Raw genomic sequence first — 21,968 nt, 5'->3', positions numbered from 1 at the left:
CACTACGGGCTTATCTCTTCATCGGTTATGTTTATCCTTTTACTTTGAAATTAAAGATCACGGTTCCTTTTTGTCCCCCATCCGAAGTACCCAGTTTCAACTGGAAAGCCCTCCGCCGGGCAATATCAATCATGCCGCGGTTGCTGGTAGTGGAACCCCGGGGCTGAAAGGTAGCATTGGTCACTTTCCCATTGGGGTCGGCTTCCACATCCATGGCAATTTTCGCATTCTCGTTGAAATCGTCTTCAAAGCTCTGGTCGCTGATCTGCAACACCCGTACACCAAAATTTTTCCTGGGACCGTCATAGTTGCGGCTGTTGGGATCGCCGCCCGGCCGGCCCTGGTCGCCATTGCCACCTGCAATGCCTTCCGAGCCTCCGGGTTTGTAGGTTTCCGCACCGTTGCCGCCATTGCCATTGCCACCAACGGTGCGGCCCAGCACGGCTTTTGGCCGGGGCGGCGTATTGTTTACTACCGGCTGTGGGGCAGGGTTGGGGTTGGAAACAGGCTTATTATTTTCTGCTATCTGCGTTGCTTTAGGCGTAGGTGTTGCCGGTTTGGGCAGGGCAATGGCATCGTTTGTAGGACGGTCATCGGTTTCTACATCCTTTGCTTCAGCGGCAGCTTTTTGTGTTGCCTGGGGTGGCGTATAGCTTGGCTCGGCAGCCGGAGCGGGTTCGCCAGGTAACAGGGGCTGGTCGGAGCCAAAGCCTTCATCGCCACTGCCAAGGTTTACTTCCAGTTCTTCCGTTAGTACCGGAGGGTCCACCACGGGCAGCGACCATTTTACCCAAAAAAACAAAAGCGTGAGCACCAGGGCCACGGTTGCCGTGATCATTGCCGCTTTCCTGTTTTTTACCTGTTCGAAATCTGCCGTCATGCCATCGGTTTTGTGCACACAAATGTAAGCCCCAAAGCTTCGTTTGCTAAACGCAAAGTTTGGGTAGAAATTGCTAAAACTTTTCCAGCCTCGCAAAAGCTTCCGTCTAATGTAAAGTGCAGCCATGTGTTAAGGCAACCCATGCACCTGTGCTTGCGTAATTACAGGTTATGGTTTGTTTAACAAGGATAAGAATTCACAAGGATGCTTGTACCAAGCATACTGTAGCGCTTATATTTGTTTTAATCCCTATTGCACTTACTGTCCTCATTCCGGAAACCGCTATTACATAAAAAAACCAAAAATCAGCCATATGCAAGTATTTTATCCCCGAAAGGTCGTGCGCTTCTTCAGCGGAGTTTTTCTTTTGTCCTGTTTAATTCAGTCCTGTACCACGCGGGATGTTGATACCAACAGCATGCAGGTAAACGCCGCACTTACGGGTGCCAACGAAAGGCCCACCCCAGTAGCTACTGCTGCAACAGGCACCGTTACCGGTACCTATTTCAACATCACCAACCAGCTAACCTTTACGGCAAATTGGGTTGGCTTGTCGGCTGCACCTATTGCCATGCACTTTCATGGACCTGCTACTGCCGACCAAACGGCGCCACCCGTTGTAGGCATTACCAACTTTCCGGCAAACCCTACGGCTAGCCTCACACAAACCATCACCCTAACCGATGCACAGGAACAACAACTGATGGCGGGCCAATGGTACTTCAATATCCACACACCCAATAACCCTCCGGGAGAGATCCGCGGGCAGGTAGTGGTAGCGCCCTGATTACTTAAGTGATGATGATTCTGACCCGGCCTGGTCTTCTACGGTAATGGAAGCCTGCCGGGTTTTTTGTTGGCGGTTGGCCACGAACAAACCTGCAAGGATCAAAGCCCCACTGAGCAGGTGAATGGTTTGGACCGGTTCGCCCAGTATCAGCACCGCTTCAATGGTACTGAACAGGGGGATGAGGTTGCCGAAAAGAGCGGTGCGTGCGGCTCCTAATCGAGCAACAGCAAGGTTCCAGATGAGGAAGGCAATAACGGATGTGCCAAGTCCCAGGTACAGGACAACGCCCAACAAACCGGGTGTCCATTGTACAGGCGGTTGGGTACTGTGTTCCCAAACAAGGGCTGGCAGCAGGAATGCGGTGCCCATGGCAAATACCAGCCACAAAAAAGGAAGCGTTTCTAAGTCTTTTGGTTTGCGCCTAACCTGTATGGTATAAACAGCAAAGGAAAAGGCGCCACCCAACACCCAACGGTCACCGGTGCCAAAATGAAACAGGCGCAGGGTAGACCAGCTGCCTCCTGATAATAACAACAGAATCCCTGCAAAACAGATCAGCATGCCCACAATGCGGGCAATACCCAGCCGCTCCTTCAGGAAAACGGCCGCCATCAGTGTAGCAAACACCGGGGAAGATGTGGTGCCGATCAGGGCCAGGTTGATGGCAGGGGAATGGTGGCCGGCAACATAGACGAGGGTATTGAAAACGGTAATGCCGCTGAGGGCAGTCCATGCCAGGTAACGAAAATGCCGCCTGATCAACCCGGTGTCTTTTTTCAACTGGTTCCAGGCTATGGGTAAAAGCAGCAGGGTGGCAGTTCCCCACCTGAAAAATGCAAGGGTGATGGGCGGCACCTGGTGAATGACACCCCGGGCCACGATAAAATTCCCCGACCACAGGAGCGTGGCGGCAACGGCAAATAGTACGCCTTTCCGGTACTCCGAAGCTTGCTGCACAGAATTCATAAACAAAGGTTGGTGTTAAACGGCGGCTTTGCGCAAAGCCAGCAAGCCCATCAACGGACCGGGCGCCAATGCTACCATGGCCAGGTGGGGCTGCGCCAAACGCGCCGCAAGGTATTGGATAAACAGAAGGGAAACAACCGTAAGTCCAAAGCCGGCACAGGTAAGCAGGGAAAGCGCCGTTCCTTTCAGTTGCGGTGGTGCCGTTTGGGCTGCCAGCGCCGAAAGCTGGGGGGAGTCAGCAACTACAGCAAATCCCCAGGTCAATAAATAGAACAGGTACCCATTTAAAGGTAAAGCTGCAGCCCAGGGTAAGGCCAAACAACAAAATCCGGAAATAGCCAGTGCCAGTTGGGAAACCTTGCGGCTGCTGGTACGCCTTGCATACAATCCACCAAGGATGCAGCCAAGGGCACCAATGGCAATAATGTAAAAAGCATAAACGGCTATGGAACCGTTTTGTGACTTTAATGAAGGATGGCTTTGCAGCAACAGGGGTACAAAGGCCCAAAAGGTGTAGAGTTCCCACATATGCCCCAGGTAACCAAACGCAGGTTTCAAAAATGGTTTTTCCTTTACGATGCTCCGGATGCTACCAGTGAAACCGCCATTCGATTTTAAAAAAGGCAGGTTGGATGGAATCAGCAGGTACAATAAAATACCACCACAAGTTGCCAGACCCGAAATGGTCCACAGCAGTGTTTCTGCCGGCCATTGCGACAATTGGCCTTTAAGCAGGTGCGGAAATGCCGTACCCAGAACCAGGGCGCCCACCAGCCATCCCATGGCTACACCCAAACCTTTCGGAAACAGGTCTGCTGCTATCTTCATCCCGACCGGGTAAATGCCCGCCAGGAAAAAACCGGTAAGCACCCGTAAGGCCAGCACCAGCCAGGGTGCAGAAAGGAAGAAGGGAATCAAGGCATTTGATAAAGCTCCTGATAAGGAACACAAAAGAAAAAGCCTGGTGGCAGGCCAACGGTCGGCAAGTGCCATTAAGGCGAAAAGGAGTGTGCCCGCTATAAACCCCAATTGAACCGAAGCTGTCAGTGCAGCAGCTGATAAACCCTGCTGACCAACGAGCACTGCATTTCCTGCAAACCAGAGCGAGGTGCCGGCAAACTGTGCAAAGACAATAAGGGGTAGGGAATGGCGGGGCATAGGGGAGGCAGTGTAGTCTGAAAAAACGGGAAAGACAGTAAAGACGGGAAAGGCTGTCCGGTTTTTTCCATGCAAACCACCAAAGGTTATAACACTTCAAAACACAAAACCCATCTTTCCGGCCGCTACTGACCTTTCCGGTTTTTCCGACCTCGCTTAATGGGCAAAGTCTACATCATAACTGCCCTGGATGCGCTCCATGGGTGGGTTATAATAGCCAAACTTCAGGTTGGGGAATTCTTCGCGGATCAGTTCCATCAGTTGTTTAACACCGAGGATGTCGCCTGTTTCTACCACGCCAATTTTGCCTAAATACCAATCAGGATCGATATTGAAATTGCGCCATTGGATCATGCACAGATCAGTATCGATGATCAGTTGGCGGAGTGCTTCGTATTCGGCAACGGTATCGGTCATGCCGGGGAATACAAAATAGTTGATGGAAGTCCAGCCCCCATAGCTGCGTACTACTTTCAGGCTTTCTATCAGGTCTTCAAACTGGTAGTTGTTGGGGCGATAGTAAGGCAGGTAAACTTCGGGCCGTGCCGAGTTCATACTTACCCGGATTGAATTCAGGCCCGCGTCGCACAGTGCTTTGACTGCTGCAGGCTTGGAGCCGTTGGTGTTGATATTGATGCTGCCTTTGGGCGTATGCTTGCGTATTTCGATAATGGCTTCCCGGATGGTTTCCCACATCAGCAGGGGCTCGCCTTCGCAACCCTGCCCAAAAGAAATGAGCGGGAAAGGTGCCGATTCGAGGTGCGGAACGGTAAACTCGACGATCTCTTCCTTGGTGGGTTTAAAAGTAAGGCGATCCTGTGTGGAAATGATGGTCTCTTCTTCAGGCTGGAAGGAAATGCAACCAATACAATTGGCATTACAGGCCGGCGATGCAGGCACCGGGCATTCCCAGCGCCCCATAAAATAGTTGCGGGCGGCAGGACACTGGTAGGTGAGGGCACAATTGTTGGCCAGGTGTGCCACCAGCCTGTTGTGCGGGTAAGCTTCCATCAGGTGCGCTACGCCGTATTTTACCTTGTTGTCGTCAAAGCCGCCACATTCCTGCCGGATATCTTCTTCAATACGGATGGCGGGTACCCAAAACTTATCGTCCATCCATCCCGCAGCCGTGTAGCAGAAGAGGGGCAGGGTAGGTGCATCAGGTGCCGTTTCGTAGGCGGCAATATAAAAACCGGTATGTGCAGGCGGTACAAAGGCAGCCACTGCCCAACCTTTCTCGCACAAACGCATTTCCCCGGTACGCACATCAATACCGATACCCCTGCGGCCTGGCAGTTCGTACAGTTGTCCGCCTTGGGGCAGTTCAATCCATTCGTCTTCCGGTATGGGCATAGCATCCCAGCCGCTGCGTCCTACCACGTAGAGGGAGTGGTCTTCAAAAATATTGCCCTTACCGTCGGAGTAGAGCAGGAAGGGTGATTGTGAAGGTAATGCGTTCATAGTATTAAGCTTTACCGGAGGTTATCTGCCTGCGGCAAAATTCCTGCATTTCGGCTACTTTACCAGCATCAATGGGCTGCTTCAGTTCAAATTGCAGGAACCGGTTATCAGGATAATGAATGGTCAGAAAATCGGGGCGCACGGTTACATCGGCAACCGCAGCCCAGGGTACTTCTTTATGGGTATAGCCATTGGGATAAGCAAAACCTTTTTCCGAAAAGTCGAGCTTTTGCTGTTGCAGGGCAATCCTTTCCGTGAAGGCCAGGCCCCCTGCAATGACAACCCAAAGAAAAAGCCCCAGGCTCTTACCCGTGTTGCCCGCCTGCGCCATGGCAAATGCCAGGCTGAGGAAGGTAACCGCCTGTAAAAGGCGCAACCAGAAATTGTACCGGGATTGCGGGTCTAACTTTTTACGGATAAATCCATAAACCAGGGAAATCAGGGCAACCCCGAACAGCGGCAACAGGGGTGCATAGCTCCTAAGAGCCAAAGCCCGGAACACGTTCTCTGCATTGGCAATCAGGAAAAAGCCGGCAACAATGTGCAGGAGCCCGATGCTGCGGCGGCGTTTTTCCAGTCCCGGTATATTAATCGGAATTTCAAACATCTTACTGGGGATTGCTGGCAACCAGGAGGTTACACAATTTAAACAAAACCCGGGCACCTACGTTTGCATCCCAGCCGTTCTCACTGGTGCTTACCTCGTTGAGATCAAAACCAATGATCTGGCGGCCAGATTCAACCAGTTTTTTAAAGATGTAAAACACCTGCTCCGTCTCAAAACCACCCTGCACCGGTGTTCCGGTATTGGGGCAAAGCTTTGGATCCAGGCCATCAATATCAAAAGAGATAAAGACCTTTTGGGGCAGCTTGCTTACGATCTCTTCCACGATCTGGCGGAAGGTTTCGCCTTCATACTGGCGAACACGGATATCGCGGTCGTAATACACATTGACGCGGTCGCTGTTCTCGGCAACGTATTCCACTTCACCACCCGAGTAGTCGCGGATGCCCACCTGTACCAGCTTTTTCAGCTGTGGAATTTCGTTGAGGGCATTATACATGATGGAAGCATGCGAGTAGGTAAAACCTTCGTAAGCTTCCCGCAAGTCGAGGTGTGCATCAATTTGCAGGATGCCAAACTCTTCGTGCTTGTCGGCAATGGCCTTGAAGAAACCAAGTGGTGTGCTGTGGTCGCCACCCAGCATGGCTACCAGTTTGCCCTGGTCCAGAAGCGCCTTGGTTTGCTGGTACACCCATTGGTTCAGGAAATGCGAACCCTCGTTCACGTCCTTCAGGGTTTTGCACATGAACTTGTTTTCCGCAACCACATCGCCTTTGGAAATATAGTCTATGTAGAGCTCGGCTTCTTTGCGCAGGTAGTCGCTCTTCAGCAGGATCTTCTTATCCGACTCGCGCATAAAGAAACCTTGGCGCCAGTTATCGGGATAATCGGGGTCAAAAAGATCAACCTGGAGGCTGGCTTTAAAGATCTGCTCGGAAGAGCGGGCGGTACCCGAGCCAAAGCTTACGGTAACTTCCCAGGGAACAGGAATAATCACCAGTCTTGCTTCTTCTTCGGTAAAGGGGAGGCCGAAAATATTATTGTTGGGGTTCCCGGCACTATCGGGATCGAATTTCGAAAGATCCATTTAAATGTTTTTTAAAGGCGGTGCAAGTTACACCTCAATGTTGAAACAGGCGTTGCGGATTTAAGGATTAACAGGATAGATGGGCAAATTTGCGCACAGATGGCTTGGAAAAACCAGATAAGAATCCTGGAAATAGAACATCCATTTTCAAAGGAAACGGAAAAAGTACTTGTTATCTGTGCCACTTGTGCGCAATAAAGACAAGCCTGTTTGTTAAAGCTTTATACCTGCAAATGCATTGGTTGTGTGTACAGGCTGCAAGGATTTGCTAAAAGAGTGCAAACGGTACCAAAACCTATGTCACCTATTCGTCATGCTCCCCATTTTGGCATAACTTCGCACCGAATTTCAACGAAATGAAAAAGATCCACATCGTTCTGCTCATTCTCATTGTTGCCGGCATTTCCGGAATGTCCTTCTTTATTAAAGACCTGACGACCTACGAAACCTTCAATTCGGCAGGAGAGAAAAAAGAACAATTTGTAGTGGTAAAGGTGAAACTGGATAAAACCAAGCCGATCCATTACGACCAGATAAAGGATCCCAACTACACCGAGTTTTACGCCCTCGATCAGGATGGCCGCAGCTCCAAAGTAGTATATAAGAATGCCAAGCCCACCGATATCGAAAAAAGCGAAGGCATTGACCTGAACGGCTATATGCGCAATGGGTATTTTGAATGTACCAAGCTGCAAATGAAATGTCCTTCCAAGTACAAGGACAATATGGAAGCACAGCAAAAGGCCCTGCCCTCCACTGCATCAAGCACCACCGAATATAAATACTAACGACGAATGGATTTTGTAGGCGAACACCTCTTACCCGGCAGGCTCGGGCATTTCTTTTTGCTCCTATCGTTTATTGCGTCGATTGCCGCCACTTTTGGATACATCAAGAGCCTCCAGGGCAACCGGCTGGCCGATGAATCGCGCAACTGGAAAAAGCTGGCCCGGTACTTTTTTATTGCCGAGGCCCTTTCGGTGTTTGCCGTCTTCGGCATCCTGTACTATATCGTACAATCCCATCTTTTTGAATACAAATACGCCTGGCAGCACAGCAGCCGCACCCTGGAACCCAAGTACCTCCTGGCTGCTATCTGGGAAGGACAGGAGGGTAGCTTCCTGTTGTGGAGTATTTGGCATTGCGTGCTGGGTCTGGTTGTAATCGCCCGTGAAAAAGAATGGGAAGCACCTGTAATGGCGGTGGTTTCTTTTGCACAGATCATCCTGGCCACCATGGTTATGGGGCTTAACTTCTTTGACTGGAAAATAGGTTCCAATCCTTTTGTGTTGCTGCGCAATACCATGGATGCACCCATCTTCCAGAATGCCGAATACCTGAGTATGATCCAGGACGGCAACGACCTGAACCCCCTGCTGCAAAACTACTGGATGGTGATCCACCCACCTGTGCTCTTCCTGGGTTTTGCTTCTGTACTGATTCCTTTTGCTTTTGCCCTTTCGGGATTATGGACCCGCGACTATACCGGATGGACCAAACCCGGACTTCCCTGGGCCCTGTTTTCCGCAGGTTCGCTGGGATTGGGTATTATGATGGGTGCCGCCTGGGCCTATGAATCGCTCACCTTTGGTGGCTATTGGGCATGGGACCCGGTAGAAAATGCATCGCTGGTTCCCTGGCTTACCCTGGTGGCTGCCATCCATGGTTTGCTGATCTTCCGTCATACCGGCAATGCGCTCCGAACTTCTATCCTGTTCTTTATCCTGTCTTTCCTGCTGGTATTATATTCCACTTACCTTACCCGCAGTGGCGACCTCCAGGATACTTCCGTACATGCATTTACCGGTGAGGGTATTACCCGGGCACACCTGCAGTTCTTCCTGTTTGCCTTTGTCATCCCTTCTTTCTTTATCTTTTTCAAACGCTATAAGCATATTCCTTTCATCCAGAAAGAAGAGGAAGCTTCTTCCCGCGAGTTCTGGATGTTTGTGGGCTCCCTGGTGCTTTTTCTTTCTGCCCTCAGCATCATCCTGATGACTTCGGTGCCGGTGATCAATAAAATCGCAGGGCTGTTTGTGGGTAAGGATTCGAAAGTATTTACCCCGCTAGCCTTTGGCGAAGACTCCGCATTTGCCTACAACCGCATCCAGGTTTTCGTGGCCATTATCATTGGCCTGCTAACCGGGTTTGGCATGTACCTGAAATATAAAAACACCGGCAAGGCTGCCATGCGGAAGATTTTGGCACCTGCTGCTGTTGCCCTGGTGGTGAGCGTACTGGTGATCTGGCTGGGCAAGGTCAACTTCAGCGATAAGGGAGCTGGTTATATGGCTGCCGTTTGGCTGGCTGTTGCCGCTGCCATTTATGCCGCTATTGCCAATGCCGCCTATATATGGATTGGCATGAACGGCAGCATGAAACGCAGTGGTGGCGCTATTGCCCACCTCGGCTTTGCACTGATGCTGGTAGGCATCCTTATTTCTTCTTCTAAAAAAGAAGTGCTTTCGCTCAACACCAGTGGCATCTTTATCAATTTTGGTGAAGGCAGCAAAGAGCAGAGCGGGGAAAACCTGACCCTGGTAAAAGGAGTAAGAAACGACATGGGTAAATATTTTGTTACCTATGAAAGCGACTCGGCCCACCCCAAAAAGCCACTATGGTTTTACCAGGTGCGCTTCCAAAGCAAGGACAGTTCGGAAAACTTTGTGCTGCAGCCCAATGCTTTTGTAAACTACAAGGGCAATGAAGGCCTGATGGCCAACCCCGACTCCAAGCACTACTGGAACGAGGACGTGTTTACTTATATTACGTCCCTTCCGGATCCCAATAAAAATAAGGATACGGCTACTTTTCAGCCCAAAACGGTAAACCCCGGCGACACGGTGTTTTACTCCAAAGGTTATGTAATTGTAGAAGGGCTGGAGAACCATCGGAATATCCCGGGTGCGGGCTTTACCGAAAAGGACAGCGTATCGGTTGCTACCGTTAAGGTGTTTGCCAAAACCGGTTCGCAGTATACCTCCAAGCCCATCCTCATCAGCAAGGGCGGTGCTACCTTCGCCGAACCCGATACCGTGGTGGCAGAAAACCTGGTGCTGCAACTGCAATCGGTTCAGGGAAAACAGGCTACCATTGGATTTAAGGAGTCGGAAAGCATCATGCAGTACGTAACCCTGAAGGCATATAAGTTTCCTTTTATCAACGTACTGTGGCTGGGTACCATCCTGATGGTCATTGGATTCTTTATCGCTGCGCTGCGCCGGATTGAAACCAATCGTATTCAGCTAAAGAAAATATAATTATAGGGTATACAGCAATTTGCAGGGTTCGTGTGTCATTTAAGCACACGAACCTTTGTATTTTTAAATGGCTATGATCCGCACCGTGTACATATTTCTGCTGCTGTTGGGAGGGCTTTGCGCTAATGGACAAAGCGCCGATTCTGCCCGCAACCACTGGGGTGCAAATGATACCCTGCTGGTGGATGTTATTGAATACAATGGTGAGTACATGCCATACCGCGAGCTGGGAATGGTATATATTTCCAAATTGCCGCCCGAATCTTTGACGCAATATATAAGGCAGTACAACAGGTTGCGCAACGCCGTTTATGTTACCTATCCTTATGCACGGGTAGCATCGGTTACCCTGAATGAAGTGGCCGACCGGCTCCAGCATGTAAAAAGCAAAAGTCAACGTAAGGAGATCATCAAAAGCAGGGAATCCGAACTCCGCAAACAGTTTGCCGACCCGCTCACCAACCTGTCTGTTTACCAGGGCAAGGTGCTGATGAAACTGATCAACCGGCAAACTGGCAACAATTGCTACGAGATCATCAAAGAATACCGGGGCGGCTTCAACGCACGGTTCTACCAAACGGTGGCTTTCTTCTTTGGCTCTTCCCTCAAACAGGATTACGATTTTACTTCCGATGCCACCGACCGGCAAATAGAAAACATTATCCGCGAAATCGATGGCGTTTGGTACAACAACCCGGTGAGACCTGCCAGGAGATAGTTGTCCGGGTATTTATTCAAAATGACGCAAAACATCCCTAAGGCTTTCCCAGCTTATCACATCAAGCCATATTTCCTATCAACTTTCCTCCATAGCTACCAACAATGGCAAATAATTAACGGCAGCAAAGGCTAATGCCAGGTTGCTGTACTGACCAAAATCACTGGCTTCTTGCGCTTAATGGCTATCTTGCAGCCCTTATTTTAAATCACAACCAGCTTCCGGTATATGCCGGGGCACAATGGACGCATGAAACTGGACCTATTAGCAATTGGCGTACATCCGGATGATGTTGAACTGGGTTGTTCGGGTGTTTTGATCAAAGAAAGGATGCGCGGCAAGAAGGTAGGCATTGTCGATCTTACCGAAGGAGAACTGGGCACAAGGGGCACGGTTGAAACCCGTTATGCAGAGGCTGCCGAAGCTGGCCGCATCATTGGTGTTTCGGCCCGGGAAAACCTGCGGATGCGGGATGGATTTTTCCGCAACGACGAAGAGCACCAGATGAAACTTATTGCAGCTCTCCGAAAATACCAACCCGATATCGTGATCGGCAATGTCCTGGAAGACCGCCATCCTGATCATGGCCGTGCTGGCCACCTCATTTACGACGCCTGTTTTCTATCAGGTTTGCGCCAGGTGAAAACCTATGACGATGCGGGCAACGAACAGGAAAAATGGCGGCCCAAATACCTGCTGCATTATATCCAGGACCGTTTTTACGAACCCGATGTAATTGTGGACATCTCCGATGTGTGGGAAGAACGCCTGCAATCGATACTGGCTTACCGTACCCAGTTTCATGACCCCAACAGCAGCGAACCACAGACCTATATTTCCAGTCCCGAGTTCCTGGACGCCATAACTGCCCGTGCCCGCATGTTGGGTAAGCGTATTGGCGTGCGGTTTGCAGAAGGGTTCCTATCAAAGAAGAACATCGGCATCAGTAATCTGGATGCACTGGTTTTGCAGGAAACCTAACCCCCAGGCATCGGATTTATTTACCTAACAGATTTGTGTACATGGCTACTCCCAAGTTTTCTACTGCCTCGCAATCCTTTCACCAGGAATTAAAAAAACGCATCAACACCTATTTTGCTGAAACAGGCAAGGCACCTACCGGGAATGCCGTTCTGTACTCCAAAGCCATCATTCTCACTTTAGCCTTTATAGCTATTTATACCCACCTTGTATTCTTCACCCCGCCAGCTATCCTGGCGCTTGGTGAATGCATTTTGCTGGGTGGCGTAGTTGCTGCCATAGGATTCAACATCATGCACGATGGTGGCCATGGTTCTTTTAGCCAAAGCAAATTGTTGAACGAAGTGGCCGCATTTTCGCTCAACGTTGTAGGTGGATCTTCTTTTATGTGGAACGTAAAACACAACGTGATTCACCATGCCTATACCAATATCGATGGTGTGGACGATGATATTGATATTAAACCCTGGATGCGCATGAGCAGCACCCAGCCGCGATACCGCCTGCATAAATACCAGCATATCTATTTTTGGATTCTTTATGCCCTGCTGTACATCCTGTGGGTGTTTGTAATGGACTTCCAGAAATACTTCAACCGCAAGATCGGCGCCATGCCCCTGAAGAAGATGAAAGCATGGGATCATATTGTTTTCTGGAGCTTCAAAGTGCTGTATATGTTCTTATTCGTGGTGTTGCCTATCTATATGGTTGGCTTCCTTCCCTGGTTAGGGGGCTACCTCGTTTTTGGTGTATTTACAGGTCTTATCATATCCATTGTTTTCCAGCTGGCGCATACAGTGGAGCACACACATTTTCCTATGCCTAACGAAATGACAGGCAAGATGGAAGACGAATGGGCCATTCACCAGTTGAAAACAACAGCCAATTTCGCTCCCCGCAACCGCGTGATCAGCTGGTTGGTAGGCGGACTTAACTTCCAGGTAGAGCACCACCTGTTTCCCAAGATATCACACGTACACTACCCGCATATCAGCCGTATTGTAAAGGAAACCTGCCAGGAATTTGGCATTCCTTACATCGAGTATCCCAAAATGCGTTATGCCGTGGCCTCGCATGTGGCATTCTTAAGGGAAATGGGCAGAAAATAAGATTGAATCAAAACAGGAAAAGGCTTTCTTCGGAAGGCCTTTTTTGTTGCGTGCAGGGAACCCCGGCAGGGCTGGCCTTAGTTTTTTACATTTAAGGCGAACATCAAAATTCGCAGTACATGTTTGCACAACTGCCCTCCATCCTGGACAACGATTTTTACAAGTTCACCATGCAGCAAGGCGTGTTGAAATTGTTTCCGCGTGCCCGTGCACGCTACCAGTTCATCAACCGTGGCAAACATGTTTTTCCCGAGGGTTTTGCCGAGGCACTGAGGGCCTCCGTAAATGCGATGGCCCAACTCCGGCTTTCAGCAGCCGAAAAGGCCTTTTTTGCCAAAGCCTGCCCCTACCTTGACCCGGTATACTTCGACTTTTTGCAGGGCTATTGTTACGACCCATCGGAGGTAGTAATCAGGCAGGAAGCCGGTGAACTTACGGTAAACGTTGAAGGCCTATGGTACCGTACCATTTTGTGGGAAGTACCCCTGCTTTGTTTGATCTCTGAAAACTTTTACCTCCTTCAGCAACAAGAAGGGGAAGATGCCGAGGCCATTGCTGCCAAAGCATCAGCAAAACTCAATGCTTTTGAACATTTGGGTGTGACCATTGCAGATTTCGGCACCCGGCGGCGGCATTCGTACCGGGTGCAGGACCTGGTGGTGCGCACCCTTGCTGCGCAGGCAGGTCAAACTTTTGTGGGCAGCTCCAACGTGCACCTGGCAATGAAATACCAAACCAAACCTATTGGCACCCATGCCCACGAGTGGTTTATGTTTCATGGGGCACAGTTTGGATTTAAAATGGCCAATACCATTGCTTTGGAAAACTGGGTCCAGGTATACCGTGGCGACTTGGGTATTGCGCTGTCGGATACGTATACCACAGCGGAGTTCTTCGAAATATTTGATAAAAAGTTTGCTAAGCTGTTTGATGGCGTTCGCCATGATAGCGGTGATCCGCTGGAATTTGCTGATAGCACCATCGCTCATTATGAAAAGTTGGGCATTGATGCCAAAACAAAAACCATCATTTTCTCCGACAGCCTGAATACCGAGAAAGTGTCCCGCATTGTGGCACATTGCAAAGGCAGGATTGGAATGTCCTTTGGTATTGGCACCAACCTTACCAATGATGTAGGCCTCAAACCCATGAACATCGTAATCAAAATGACAGAAGCCTGCCCGGAAGGAGAGGGCTGGATTCCTGTTGTAAAATTGTCTGATGAAAGAGGTAAGTATACCGGCAGTGCGGAATACATAGCGCTAGCAAAAGCGGTGTTGCAGATAAAAGATTGACCTTGATCGGGTGGAAAAGCTACTGCTTTTAAGGAGTACTCATAGTATGTAGCTTCAAAACAATCTTTTACTAAGCTAGGTCCTGTAACCGGTGCATGGTTGTTTTCAACTGGTTGTATAAAGGCTGATACAAAGCATAAAGCTGTTGATAGCGTTCAATGGAAGTTGCACAAGGATAAAATGTTTTTACCTGCTCTGGCTTGGGCATGGTTGCAAAACCTTTTACTTCACCAAGTGCTTTCCAACCCAGCATGGCAGCACCGATAGCGGATGCATCTTCTGTTTGCAACAACACAACCTTTTTACCCAAACAATCGGACAATATTTGCAGCGCAGCCGCTGAACGGGTGAAGCCGCCACTCAGGTGCAGGGTATCCACTTTTCCAGCAGACCGTTCCAAAGGTTCTAATACGGATAGTAAAGCAAAACAGATGCCTTCTAGCACAGCACGCATCAGGTGTGCAGGTCCATGCTTCTGTTGCAATCCTATAAATGCTGCACTACTATGGCTGTCCCATATGGGTGCGCGTTCGCCCAACAAAAATGGAAGAAACAACAAACCATCTGCGCCGGGTGCTAATGCGCCTGCGTCCTGAATAAGAGCCTCGGGTATGCTGTCGTAACCAAGCGTTTTTGCTAACCATTGTATAGCCGCACCGCCATTATTGATGGCACCTCCAGTAATCCAACAACCTTCATCGAGGTAGTAGTTGAACAATTGTGCCGGGAAAACTGGAGTAGGTTTGGTACCAGCCGTTCTTACAGCACCGCTGGTACCAATGGTAATAGCCGCTGTGCCGGGTTGGAGGGCTGATGTGCCCAGGTTGGCCAGGCATCCGTCGGAAGCACCAATAATCCCAATGGTAGCAGCTGGCAAACCGGTAACTTGTGCTGCTTCATGAGTAAGCTGGTTTCGAAGGTGAGTGGTGGGTACCAGTTTTGGCAGTTGTTCTATTTTAATGCCTGCGAAATCTAAAGAACTTTCATGCCATTCCAAAGTTTGAATATTCATCAAGCCCGTAGCTGAAGCCAGCGAGTAATCTGTTTCCAGAACACCAAAAAGGCGGTACCAGATATACTCTTTGATGCCGACAAAAAAGTGGGCTCTTTCGTATAAAGCAGGATCATTTTGCTGCCACCATTTGATCTTGGTTAAAGGTGATAAAGCATGTATGGGCGTTCCTGTAGCCCGATATAAGTCTGCTCCAAAAGTTTGCCGCAACAGGTCTGTGGCAATGGCCGCAGCCCGGTCGTCTGCCCAGGTAAGCAGGGACGTGATGGGTTGCATCTGTTGGTCCAGTGCCATGATACTGTGCATGGCACTGCTAAACGAAAGGGCCCTAGGTGGTGGCAGTACCTGGCATACTTCCCGGACCACCTGGAGGAAGGCTTTCCAGATCACCTGCGGATCTTGTTCCGTATGGCTGAATCCCGCTGGGTAGTAAGCCTGTTTTGCCAGCAATACCTTTCCCTCTTCATCCACCGCCACCGCTTTGGTGCTGCCCGTGCCTATATCAATTCCAAGAACATATGGTTGCATGGCAAAAAGATAGGTATTTATGATCTTGCTGCCGCAAATGAAGATGTGTTAGAACTTAAAAGAAAGAGATAGAATTCAAACAGGAATTCAAATGCTTACAATCCACTGATCATTTTTCAATGAGCCCTAAGCTCCAATCTCTTTTTCCATCCTGTGGTGTCCCAGGTCTACTTCGAAGAATTCCGCACCAACGATTTTGTACCCGCACTTCTCATAAAATCCTATTACTGGGTTACGGGCATGCATGAACAAGGTCCTGAATCCGTTTTCCTTGGCCACCTTTTCGGCATAGCGGATAAGTTCGGCACCAACACCTGTTCCCTGCACGGAAGTATCAACGGCCATCTGCCGCAGTTGCACCTGTGCATTGCCCCGGTCGGTTAAGATGCAGCAACCTACCAGTTTATCGTTGTCATAAGCACCCAGAAGAAAATCCCTGGCTTCTTTTTCCGGAATTATATACGATGCAGGAATGCCGATAGGGGAGAGCAATACACGCACCCTTAGTTCAAGCATTTCGTTGTAAGCATCAGAAAGGTGCGCAATTGTTTTGAAGATCATGGGGAGGCTCTTATTTTTCTGCAAAAGTATTGCTATGGGCCAACAATCATGGACAGCCGAAAGCATCATCCAGAAAGTAGCCGGCGGTAAAGCTTATACTTTACTGCACCTTCTGCCGGGTAAGGCGCTGCCAGCGGATGAACAATTAGTAAACCAGATTGCCCTGAATACCTGCAAGCGAAGCTAGTTGCAATCAAATAATCCAATAATTTCAGCGTACAGCCTTTTCCATTGCAACCAAGCCGTCCTTGCATGTTTATCAATCTAAGGCTTCATTTTCCGAATGTTTGTACAGTTATGCAGCGCTATTGTTAACATCTTCAAATCCGGGTGCAACAAATAAGCACGGCTTTATATTTGATAGATAATTGCTTGTTTATGGATTTTCAATTTACAGAGGAACAACTAATGATTCGGAATGCGGCAAGGGATTTTGCCCGTACCGAATGCCTGCCCGGCGTTATTGAACGCGACGAAAAAATGCAGTTTCCCCGCGAGCAGATTGAAAAGCTTGCCGAACTGGGTTTTATGGGTATGATGGTAAGCCCCGAATATGGCGGCGCCGGATTGGATACTGCATCATACGTTTTGGCGATGGAAGAGATAAGCAAGATCGATGCCTCGGTAAGCGTTTGTATGAGTGTAAACAATAGCCTGGTTTGCTATGGTATAGAAGCTTATGGAACCGAGGAGCAAAAGCGAAAATACCTTACTCCACTAGCACAAGGCAAAAAAGACGGCGAACTGTACATCGGTGCCTTCCTGCTGAGCGAACCCGAAGCAGGATCAGATGCCACCTCCCAACGCACTATCGCCGAAGATGTGGGCGACTACTACCTGCTGAATGGTACCAAGAACTGGATCACCAATGGCAATTCCGCTTCTGTATACCTGGTAATGGCGCAAACCGATGCAGCCGTGGGATCGAAAGGGATTGATGTTTTTATTGTAGAAAAATCATGGCCCGGCGTGGTGGTTAGCGGCAAGGAAAACAAAATGGGCATCCGTGCTTCCGACACACATACCATCTTGTTCAACGATGTAAAAGTGCCCAAGGAAAACCGGATCGGTGCACATGGTTTTGGATTCACCTTCGCCATGAAAACACTTGCCGGTGGGCGCATTGGTATTGCCTCTCAGGCTTTGGGGATTGCTTCCGGCGCCTATGAACTGGCGAAAGAATATGCAAAGACAAGAAAAGCTTTTGGTACGGAGATCATGAACCACCAGGCAATTGCCTTTAAACTGGCGGATATGGCTACCCGTGTAGAAGCTTCCAGGATGTTGTGTCTTAAGGCAGCCTGGGATAAAGACAACCACCAGGATTATACCCTATCATCTTCCATGGCTAAAGTGTTTGCATCTGAAACGGCTATGTGGACCAGCACGGAGGCCGTTCAAATACACGGAGGATATGGATACGTAAAAGAGTACCACGTAGAACGCCTGATGCGCGATGCCAAGATCACGCAGATATATGAAGGCACAAGTGAAGTGCAAAGAATTGTGATCAGCAGAACGATCTTAAAATAAAAAAGGGCTCCACAGGGAGCCTTTTTTATTTACAATTATTGTACGATTCTATGATCCGAAGCAATACTTCTTTTCTCTGTGCCTCCGTAGCGTCCATCCTGCTGTAAAAAAATCCTTTCTGCTTTTGCTTTACCTGTTGCTGCAAGGCAGGGCAATCCTTTATATAACCGGCCATCTTCTGGTGAAAATGTGGGACGAGGGCCTTACTGAACGAAGCATAAACCCGGTCCAGCTTTTCTCCCGGCAACTGCACATAATAAACAGGCTGATATGCCACATCCATAGGTGATTTGCTTTTCTGTTTGCGCTCAAGATGCTCGTACAGGTGCATGGCCGCCCCATCAGGGGTCAACCTTTTCATAAAGTAAAAACCACTGCGCGGGTGTATATGATTTTCGGTATGCTTTAGTTCATACACCTCGCCATTTGCAGCATAGCCTTTTACATCCATCAGGTGAAATTGCTGGCTGCCATTTTCGCCTGCAACTTGTATGTCCGGCGCAATGAGCACTTCCTGGTTCATAGAAATTTTACCCGTGACGGTATCACCATTATCCAGGAAGAGTTGGCCTTCCACCGCCTTCAATGAATTGGGACTGACTGTTTGCGCCGGCGTTTTACAGGAAAGGAAAACAGTACTAGCCAACAATCCGAAAACTAATCTATAACGCTTCATGTGATCTTAGATGTGTTTGAAAAAGCGCTCCTACATTTGCAGCAAGATAGACATCATGGCCATCAACACTACAAATTTTGAAACGATCCGGAAAGAACTGGAAAAATTCAATGCCACACTGGTTGCAGTAAGCAAAACAAAACCTGTTTCGGACATTGAAGCCTTATACGCATTGGGCCAAAGGGATTTCGGTGAAAACTATGTGCAGGAACTTGTAGAAAAACAGCCGCTGCTGCCTGGAGATATCCGGTGGCACTTCATTGGTCACCTGCAAACAAACAAGGTAAAATACATTGCTCCTTTTGTGTACCTTATTCATGGTGTAGACAGCTACAAACTGCTGCGGGAAATCAACAAACAGGGAGCGAAAATTAACCGGGTCATTGATGTACTGTTGCAGGTACATATAGCCAGCGAGGAAACAAAGTTTGGTTTTGATGCAGCGGAGCTGGAGCAGCTATGTAAGCCAGAAGTTTTATCCGAACTTACTCATGTACGCATCAGGGGGATGATGGGAATGGCTTCTTTTACCGAAAATAAGGAACAGGTGATTCAGGAGTTTGGTGTTGTGCAAGACTTATTTCAACAATATCAAAATGCAGGTTTGCCGGCGTTGGAAATGGAGATTCGTTCGATGGGTATGAGTAACGATTACCCCCTGGCGCTGGAGCAGGGCAGCAATATGGTACGCATTGGCAGCCTATTGTTTGGTGCGCGTAATTATGGTACCACCGCAGGTTGAACGCGGACAATAAGGATGATATGAAAAGCAAAAGATTTTTGGTGCTGATCCTGGTGCTTACCGCATTGGTAGTACACAGTCAGGAGGCCGGGGAAAGTATAACGGAACAGTGGTACAATATGCCCATTGTATGGATCATAGCATCGGCGCTGGCTTTGCTGTTGCTGGTTGTAAAAACCCGTAATAACAACAAAAAGAAAGATTAACTGGAATTAGCATCTCCGTACTATTAGCCACGGCCACTTACACGCCCCCTGAACCAGCCTTGCATTTTGCGCAGTCCATTGCGGCTGATCACAACAAAACTGTCTTCATTTGGCCGGGTGAGGTACAAGAGGTAACCTATTATCCCAATCATTATCATAAAAAACCACACAGGAAACATAAACGCATTTTTCAGCATAAATCCAAACACTGGGCCAAGTTGATCAATTAGGTGATGTTCGGGTGGAATTTCCGTGTTTTGAACAGCTTTCAGCAGTAAAAAAGGGGTTGATCTTTTTGCGCCTTTTACAGGTTTATTCCCCTGCCCCTGCAATTTTTTCCATGCATTCCATTACCACCACACCCGCCGCCGGGGGACAGGGATTTGCACCATTTCCCAGGAAAAACTGGGTTACTGCTGCAATCATCGGCTCCTGCACATGCATCAGCGGGTAAAAAGGAATTTGCTCCACGGCTCCATCGTGCAACCATGTAATTCCAGGCGCACCGAATATGGAAAATTGCAGGTAACCATTTGAGCCATTGATCCGGCAATAATCTTCTTTCACCCCCTCTGGGGCCGCAAAAAACCAATTGGCTGCCAACAGTATATTTTCCTCAAACTGCAGGATGGCAGCGAGGGTGTCTGGTGGGTCATATTGGCCGGCAGTATTGGTGGCCATACCTTTTACTAGTTTGGGTTGGCCAAAAAAATAATTCATCAGGTCCAGCTGGTGGGGTGCCAGGTCATGGAAAATACCGCCGCCGCTAATCTCCGGGTTTACCCGCCAACTGATTCTTGCTTCCGTGGTATCATAAGCGCTGGCTGGGGCCACAAATTTCAGTTCAACATTGCGCACCTGTCCGATGGCGCCAGTTCGGAGCAATTCCAGCACTTTTAAATACTGGGGCTGTTGCCTGCGGTAGTGGGCCACGCAGAGCGGCACTTGTAAAACCCGGGAGGCTTCCTGCATTCGAAAGGCAGCAGCGGCAGACAATGCCATGGGCTTTTCAACGTAAACCGGTTTGCCTGCGTGTAGTGCCGCAAGGGTATAAGCTTCATGTGTGTCGGGCGGGGTGGCAATATAAACGGCATTGACCTCCGGGTCGTTGATCAGTTGATCGGCCTGATTGTAGGAGCGGGGTACGCCATGCCGGCGTGCAAAATCGGCTGCCTTTTCGCCGTTGCGGCGCATAACCGCTGCCAACTGTGAACCGGGAACCTTTTGGAAAGCAGGACCGCTTTTTACTTCGCAAACCTCACCACATCCAATAATGCCCCAGTTTATTGTTGCCATATCTTTTTTGGGAAAAGGTAGCTAATTGCCCGATTCGAAATTTTTAAAGAAAGGAAGTGGCGCAATGAAGGAGCTTTTCTTTTCAGTACATGTTGCGCTGAGGTAAACCCAAACCTATGCAGATCTCTTTAGGAGTAAAGCATTGTCTATTAAAATTGCAATCCGCAAACAATTTTCAAATTTTTGGAAAAAAGAATCCCCTGTTTACGGACGAAAAAACAGGGGATCGTTTTTCATAGACCTTATGACTTTACACGAGAAGTTAGGCAAAACAATAACGGTTAATATAGGGTAGAATCAGGTAGTTGCCAACAGCAACAAGCAAGGAGGTTTAGGAAGCCTTATTGGCAAGAACAATTATCAAACGTAGGGAGAACGTTTTTAGCGTGCAGGCAGCAAAGTATTAATTTTTTCTTTTATAATCGCCCCGCTTCCAACTTTTTATGAATTCGCTCCAGGCGGCAGGATTAAAAATGTTCATGGGAGGCACCTGTCCGGCATAAGTGGCCCTGTTGGCCATATTGCGGAACTGTATGGCCGTAGCACCACCGCCATCACCCGGAAGGGTTTGCATCAACGCACGCCTTTTGGCTGCACTGTTGTTCTGGCGGGCAATTTCAAGATCGTCATCCTGTATATCGGTATTGACAAAATCCCGTTCAAATTGCTGCGGCGTTGGCCTGGGCCTGATGATGGTGGCAGGCAGATAAACCGTATCCTGCACCATTAATTGTACGATGCTCTGCCGGTTGCCATCAAGGGTCGTGGGAATGGTAATTGTCTTTGGTTTATAGCTGACGTGGGTAAATTCTACCTGGTCGCCTTTCAAAACAACAATCGAAAATACACCCTGTCCATTGGTCATGGTACCACGGTTGGATCCTTTTACGGTAACACTTACTGCAGGTATGCCCATCAGGCTATCAGCAGTCATTACAATACCATACAGTTGCACTACCGAGTCGCGAACGGTTTCAAACTGTGCCTGTGCTTTGGCGGCAAACAGGCAAACAAAAAAGAGCACAGAAAGTAACCGTTTGTTCATGCGCAATTGTTTTTGGAAAAGGGATTTTATCCCTTTGCAAAATAGCACCTTACACCGGGAATGCGGTCTTTAAGGTTTCCTCAAAAATAACCAACACCC

Annotated in this window: 23 protein-coding genes; 11 read left to right on the top strand and 12 right to left on the bottom strand. The window is 48.9% G+C overall.

Annotated features, from left to right (window positions below; translation table 11 throughout):
- Positions 1–31: 31 nt before the first annotated feature.
- Positions 32–880 carry a hypothetical protein gene (locus BUE76_RS14140; protein WP_143157447.1) on the bottom strand — a complete coding sequence of 283 codons (849 nt, stop codon included), beginning with the start codon at positions 878–880 and terminating at the stop codon, positions 32–34.
- 313 nt (positions 881–1,193) lie between these two features.
- On the opposite strand from BUE76_RS14140, the gene BUE76_RS14135 reads away from it, so the two are divergent.
- Positions 1,194–1,667, top strand: coding sequence for a CHRD domain-containing protein (locus BUE76_RS14135; protein WP_073047265.1), 474 nt, complete (start codon positions 1,194–1,196; stop codon positions 1,665–1,667).
- On the opposite strand, the gene BUE76_RS14130 is transcribed toward BUE76_RS14135, so the two are convergent.
- From BUE76_RS14130 to BUE76_RS14110, 5 genes are all read right to left on the bottom strand, one after another.
- Positions 1,668–2,636 carry a DMT family transporter gene (locus tag BUE76_RS14130; RefSeq protein ID WP_073047261.1) on the bottom strand — a complete coding sequence of 323 codons (969 nt, stop codon included), beginning with the start codon at positions 2,634–2,636 and terminating at the stop codon, positions 1,668–1,670.
- A 15-nt stretch (positions 2,637–2,651) separates the two neighbouring features.
- Positions 2,652–3,794, bottom strand: coding sequence for an MFS transporter (locus BUE76_RS14125; protein ID WP_073047258.1), 1,143 nt, complete (start codon positions 3,792–3,794; stop codon positions 2,652–2,654).
- A 156-nt stretch (positions 3,795–3,950) separates the two neighbouring features.
- Positions 3,951–5,255: a radical SAM protein gene (locus tag BUE76_RS14120; RefSeq protein WP_073047255.1), complete on the bottom strand. Its 1,305-nt coding sequence runs from the start codon at positions 5,253–5,255 to the stop codon at positions 3,951–3,953.
- Between the two features lie 4 nt (positions 5,256–5,259).
- Positions 5,260–5,862, bottom strand: coding sequence for a hypothetical protein (locus tag BUE76_RS14115; RefSeq protein ID WP_073047252.1), 603 nt, complete (start codon positions 5,860–5,862; stop codon positions 5,260–5,262).
- Position 5,863: 1 nt separating this feature from the next.
- Positions 5,864–6,907 (bottom strand): agmatinase family protein, encoded by a 1,044-nt coding sequence (locus BUE76_RS14110; RefSeq protein ID WP_073047249.1) that lies wholly within the window; start codon positions 6,905–6,907, stop codon positions 5,864–5,866.
- A gap of 356 nt (positions 6,908–7,263) precedes the next feature.
- Between BUE76_RS14110 and BUE76_RS14105 the strand changes: the two genes are divergently transcribed.
- The 6 genes from BUE76_RS14105 (at position 7,264) to pncB (ending at position 14,270) form a co-directional block, all read left to right on the top strand.
- The gene (locus tag BUE76_RS14105) at positions 7,264–7,695 is read left to right on the top strand and encodes a cytochrome c maturation protein CcmE domain-containing protein (RefSeq protein ID WP_073047247.1); all 432 of its coding nucleotides are present in this window, start codon (positions 7,264–7,266) and stop codon (positions 7,693–7,695) included.
- Positions 7,696–7,701: 6 nt separating this feature from the next.
- Positions 7,702–10,167 (top strand): cytochrome c biogenesis protein CcsA, encoded by a 2,466-nt coding sequence (gene ccsA, locus BUE76_RS14100; protein WP_073047243.1) that lies wholly within the window; start codon positions 7,702–7,704, stop codon positions 10,165–10,167.
- A gap of 67 nt (positions 10,168–10,234) precedes the next feature.
- The gene (locus tag BUE76_RS14095; RefSeq protein WP_143157446.1) at positions 10,235–10,885 is read left to right on the top strand and encodes a DUF4294 domain-containing protein; all 651 of its coding nucleotides are present in this window, start codon (positions 10,235–10,237) and stop codon (positions 10,883–10,885) included.
- Between the two features lie 249 nt (positions 10,886–11,134).
- The gene (gene bshB1 / locus BUE76_RS14090) at positions 11,135–11,866 is read left to right on the top strand and encodes a bacillithiol biosynthesis deacetylase BshB1 (protein WP_073047240.1); all 732 of its coding nucleotides are present in this window, start codon (positions 11,135–11,137) and stop codon (positions 11,864–11,866) included.
- Positions 11,867–11,907: 41 nt separating this feature from the next.
- Positions 11,908–12,975 (top strand): fatty acid desaturase family protein, encoded by a 1,068-nt coding sequence (locus BUE76_RS14085; protein ID WP_073047237.1) that lies wholly within the window; start codon positions 11,908–11,910, stop codon positions 12,973–12,975.
- Between the two features lie 119 nt (positions 12,976–13,094).
- Complete coding sequence (pncB, locus tag BUE76_RS14080) at positions 13,095–14,270, top strand: nicotinate phosphoribosyltransferase (RefSeq protein ID WP_073047235.1); 1,176 nt, start codon at positions 13,095–13,097, stop codon at positions 14,268–14,270.
- A 70-nt stretch (positions 14,271–14,340) separates the two neighbouring features.
- On the opposite strand, the gene BUE76_RS14075 is transcribed toward pncB, so the two are convergent.
- Positions 14,341–15,810: a gluconokinase gene (locus BUE76_RS14075; protein WP_073047231.1), complete on the bottom strand. Its 1,470-nt coding sequence runs from the start codon at positions 15,808–15,810 to the stop codon at positions 14,341–14,343.
- Between the two features lie 126 nt (positions 15,811–15,936).
- Positions 15,937–16,371: a GNAT family N-acetyltransferase gene (locus BUE76_RS14070; RefSeq protein ID WP_073047229.1), complete on the bottom strand. Its 435-nt coding sequence runs from the start codon at positions 16,369–16,371 to the stop codon at positions 15,937–15,939.
- 34 nt (positions 16,372–16,405) lie between these two features.
- Here BUE76_RS14070 and BUE76_RS24525 point away from each other — a divergent pair, with 34 nt between their 5' ends.
- The gene (locus BUE76_RS24525) at positions 16,406–16,558 is read left to right on the top strand and encodes a hypothetical protein (RefSeq protein WP_158069976.1); all 153 of its coding nucleotides are present in this window, start codon (positions 16,406–16,408) and stop codon (positions 16,556–16,558) included.
- Between the two features lie 191 nt (positions 16,559–16,749).
- Positions 16,750–17,904 (top strand): acyl-CoA dehydrogenase family protein, encoded by a 1,155-nt coding sequence (locus tag BUE76_RS14065; protein ID WP_073047329.1) that lies wholly within the window; start codon positions 16,750–16,752, stop codon positions 17,902–17,904.
- Between the two features lie 25 nt (positions 17,905–17,929).
- Here the strand turns inward: BUE76_RS14065 and BUE76_RS14060 are convergent, their stop codons facing one another.
- Positions 17,930–18,580 (bottom strand): hypothetical protein, encoded by a 651-nt coding sequence (locus BUE76_RS14060; protein ID WP_143157445.1) that lies wholly within the window; start codon positions 18,578–18,580, stop codon positions 17,930–17,932.
- A gap of 55 nt (positions 18,581–18,635) precedes the next feature.
- Here BUE76_RS14060 and BUE76_RS14055 point away from each other — a divergent pair, with 55 nt between their 5' ends.
- Both BUE76_RS14055 and BUE76_RS14050 read left to right on the top strand, forming a co-directional pair.
- Positions 18,636–19,322: a YggS family pyridoxal phosphate-dependent enzyme gene (locus BUE76_RS14055; protein ID WP_073047326.1), complete on the top strand. Its 687-nt coding sequence runs from the start codon at positions 18,636–18,638 to the stop codon at positions 19,320–19,322.
- 20 nt (positions 19,323–19,342) lie between these two features.
- Positions 19,343–19,528: a hypothetical protein gene (locus BUE76_RS14050; RefSeq protein WP_073047223.1), complete on the top strand. Its 186-nt coding sequence runs from the start codon at positions 19,343–19,345 to the stop codon at positions 19,526–19,528.
- 23 nt (positions 19,529–19,551) lie between these two features.
- On the opposite strand, the gene BUE76_RS25300 is transcribed toward BUE76_RS14050, so the two are convergent.
- The 3 genes from BUE76_RS25300 to BUE76_RS14035 all read right to left on the bottom strand — a co-directional run bounded on the left by BUE76_RS25300 (position 19,552) and on the right by BUE76_RS14035 (position 21,869).
- Positions 19,552–19,680 carry a hypothetical protein gene (locus BUE76_RS25300; RefSeq protein WP_262485777.1) on the bottom strand — a complete coding sequence of 43 codons (129 nt, stop codon included), beginning with the start codon at positions 19,678–19,680 and terminating at the stop codon, positions 19,552–19,554.
- Between the two features lie 160 nt (positions 19,681–19,840).
- Positions 19,841–20,824 (bottom strand): Gfo/Idh/MocA family protein, encoded by a 984-nt coding sequence (locus BUE76_RS14040; protein WP_073047216.1) that lies wholly within the window; start codon positions 20,822–20,824, stop codon positions 19,841–19,843.
- 403 nt (positions 20,825–21,227) lie between these two features.
- On the bottom strand, positions 21,228–21,869 hold the full coding sequence (locus BUE76_RS14035) for a carboxypeptidase-like regulatory domain-containing protein (protein WP_073047213.1): 642 nt from the start codon (positions 21,867–21,869) through the stop codon (positions 21,228–21,230).
- Positions 21,870–21,968: the final 99 nt, after the last annotated feature.

The sequence above is a fragment of the Cnuella takakiae genome (assembly GCF_001953305.1).
Classification (GTDB): Bacteria; Bacteroidota; Bacteroidia; order Chitinophagales; family Chitinophagaceae; genus Flavisolibacter; species Flavisolibacter takakiae.
Note: the sequence above shows the minus strand (reverse complement) of the source record. Positions and strands in the feature narration are given on the sequence as shown.

Coding starts and splice junctions, on each gene's coding strand:
- BUE76_RS14140 (WP_143157447.1), bottom strand. CDS start 880: ATGACGGCAGATTTCGAACAGGTAAAAAACAGGAAAGCGGCAATGATC.
- BUE76_RS14135 (WP_073047265.1), top strand. CDS start 1,194: ATGCAAGTATTTTATCCCCGAAAGGTCGTGCGCTTCTTCAGCGGAGTT.
- BUE76_RS14130 (WP_073047261.1), bottom strand. CDS start 2,636: ATGAATTCTGTGCAGCAAGCTTCGGAGTACCGGAAAGGCGTACTATTT.
- BUE76_RS14125 (WP_073047258.1), bottom strand. CDS start 3,794: ATGCCCCGCCATTCCCTACCCCTTATTGTCTTTGCACAGTTTGCCGGC.
- BUE76_RS14120 (WP_073047255.1), bottom strand. CDS start 5,255: ATGAACGCATTACCTTCACAATCACCCTTCCTGCTCTACTCCGACGGT.
- BUE76_RS14115 (WP_073047252.1), bottom strand. CDS start 5,862: ATGTTTGAAATTCCGATTAATATACCGGGACTGGAAAAACGCCGCCGC.
- BUE76_RS14110 (WP_073047249.1), bottom strand. CDS start 6,907: ATGGATCTTTCGAAATTCGATCCCGATAGTGCCGGGAACCCCAACAAT.
- BUE76_RS14105 (WP_073047247.1), top strand. CDS start 7,264: ATGAAAAAGATCCACATCGTTCTGCTCATTCTCATTGTTGCCGGCATT.
- ccsA (WP_073047243.1), top strand. CDS start 7,702: ATGGATTTTGTAGGCGAACACCTCTTACCCGGCAGGCTCGGGCATTTC.
- BUE76_RS14095 (WP_143157446.1), top strand. CDS start 10,235: ATGGCTATGATCCGCACCGTGTACATATTTCTGCTGCTGTTGGGAGGG.
- bshB1 (WP_073047240.1), top strand. CDS start 11,135: ATGAAACTGGACCTATTAGCAATTGGCGTACATCCGGATGATGTTGAA.
- BUE76_RS14085 (WP_073047237.1), top strand. CDS start 11,908: ATGGCTACTCCCAAGTTTTCTACTGCCTCGCAATCCTTTCACCAGGAA.
- pncB (WP_073047235.1), top strand. CDS start 13,095: ATGTTTGCACAACTGCCCTCCATCCTGGACAACGATTTTTACAAGTTC.
- BUE76_RS14075 (WP_073047231.1), bottom strand. CDS start 15,810: ATGCAACCATATGTTCTTGGAATTGATATAGGCACGGGCAGCACCAAA.
- BUE76_RS14070 (WP_073047229.1), bottom strand. CDS start 16,371: ATGATCTTCAAAACAATTGCGCACCTTTCTGATGCTTACAACGAAATG.
- BUE76_RS24525 (WP_158069976.1), top strand. CDS start 16,406: ATGGGCCAACAATCATGGACAGCCGAAAGCATCATCCAGAAAGTAGCC.
- BUE76_RS14065 (WP_073047329.1), top strand. CDS start 16,750: ATGGATTTTCAATTTACAGAGGAACAACTAATGATTCGGAATGCGGCA.
- BUE76_RS14060 (WP_143157445.1), bottom strand. CDS start 18,580: ATGAAGCGTTATAGATTAGTTTTCGGATTGTTGGCTAGTACTGTTTTC.
- BUE76_RS14055 (WP_073047326.1), top strand. CDS start 18,636: ATGGCCATCAACACTACAAATTTTGAAACGATCCGGAAAGAACTGGAA.
- BUE76_RS14050 (WP_073047223.1), top strand. CDS start 19,343: ATGAAAAGCAAAAGATTTTTGGTGCTGATCCTGGTGCTTACCGCATTG.
- BUE76_RS25300 (WP_262485777.1), bottom strand. CDS start 19,680: ATGATTGGGATAATAGGTTACCTCTTGTACCTCACCCGGCCAAATGAA.
- BUE76_RS14040 (WP_073047216.1), bottom strand. CDS start 20,824: ATGGCAACAATAAACTGGGGCATTATTGGATGTGGTGAGGTTTGCGAA.
- BUE76_RS14035 (WP_073047213.1), bottom strand. CDS start 21,869: ATGAACAAACGGTTACTTTCTGTGCTCTTTTTTGTTTGCCTGTTTGCC.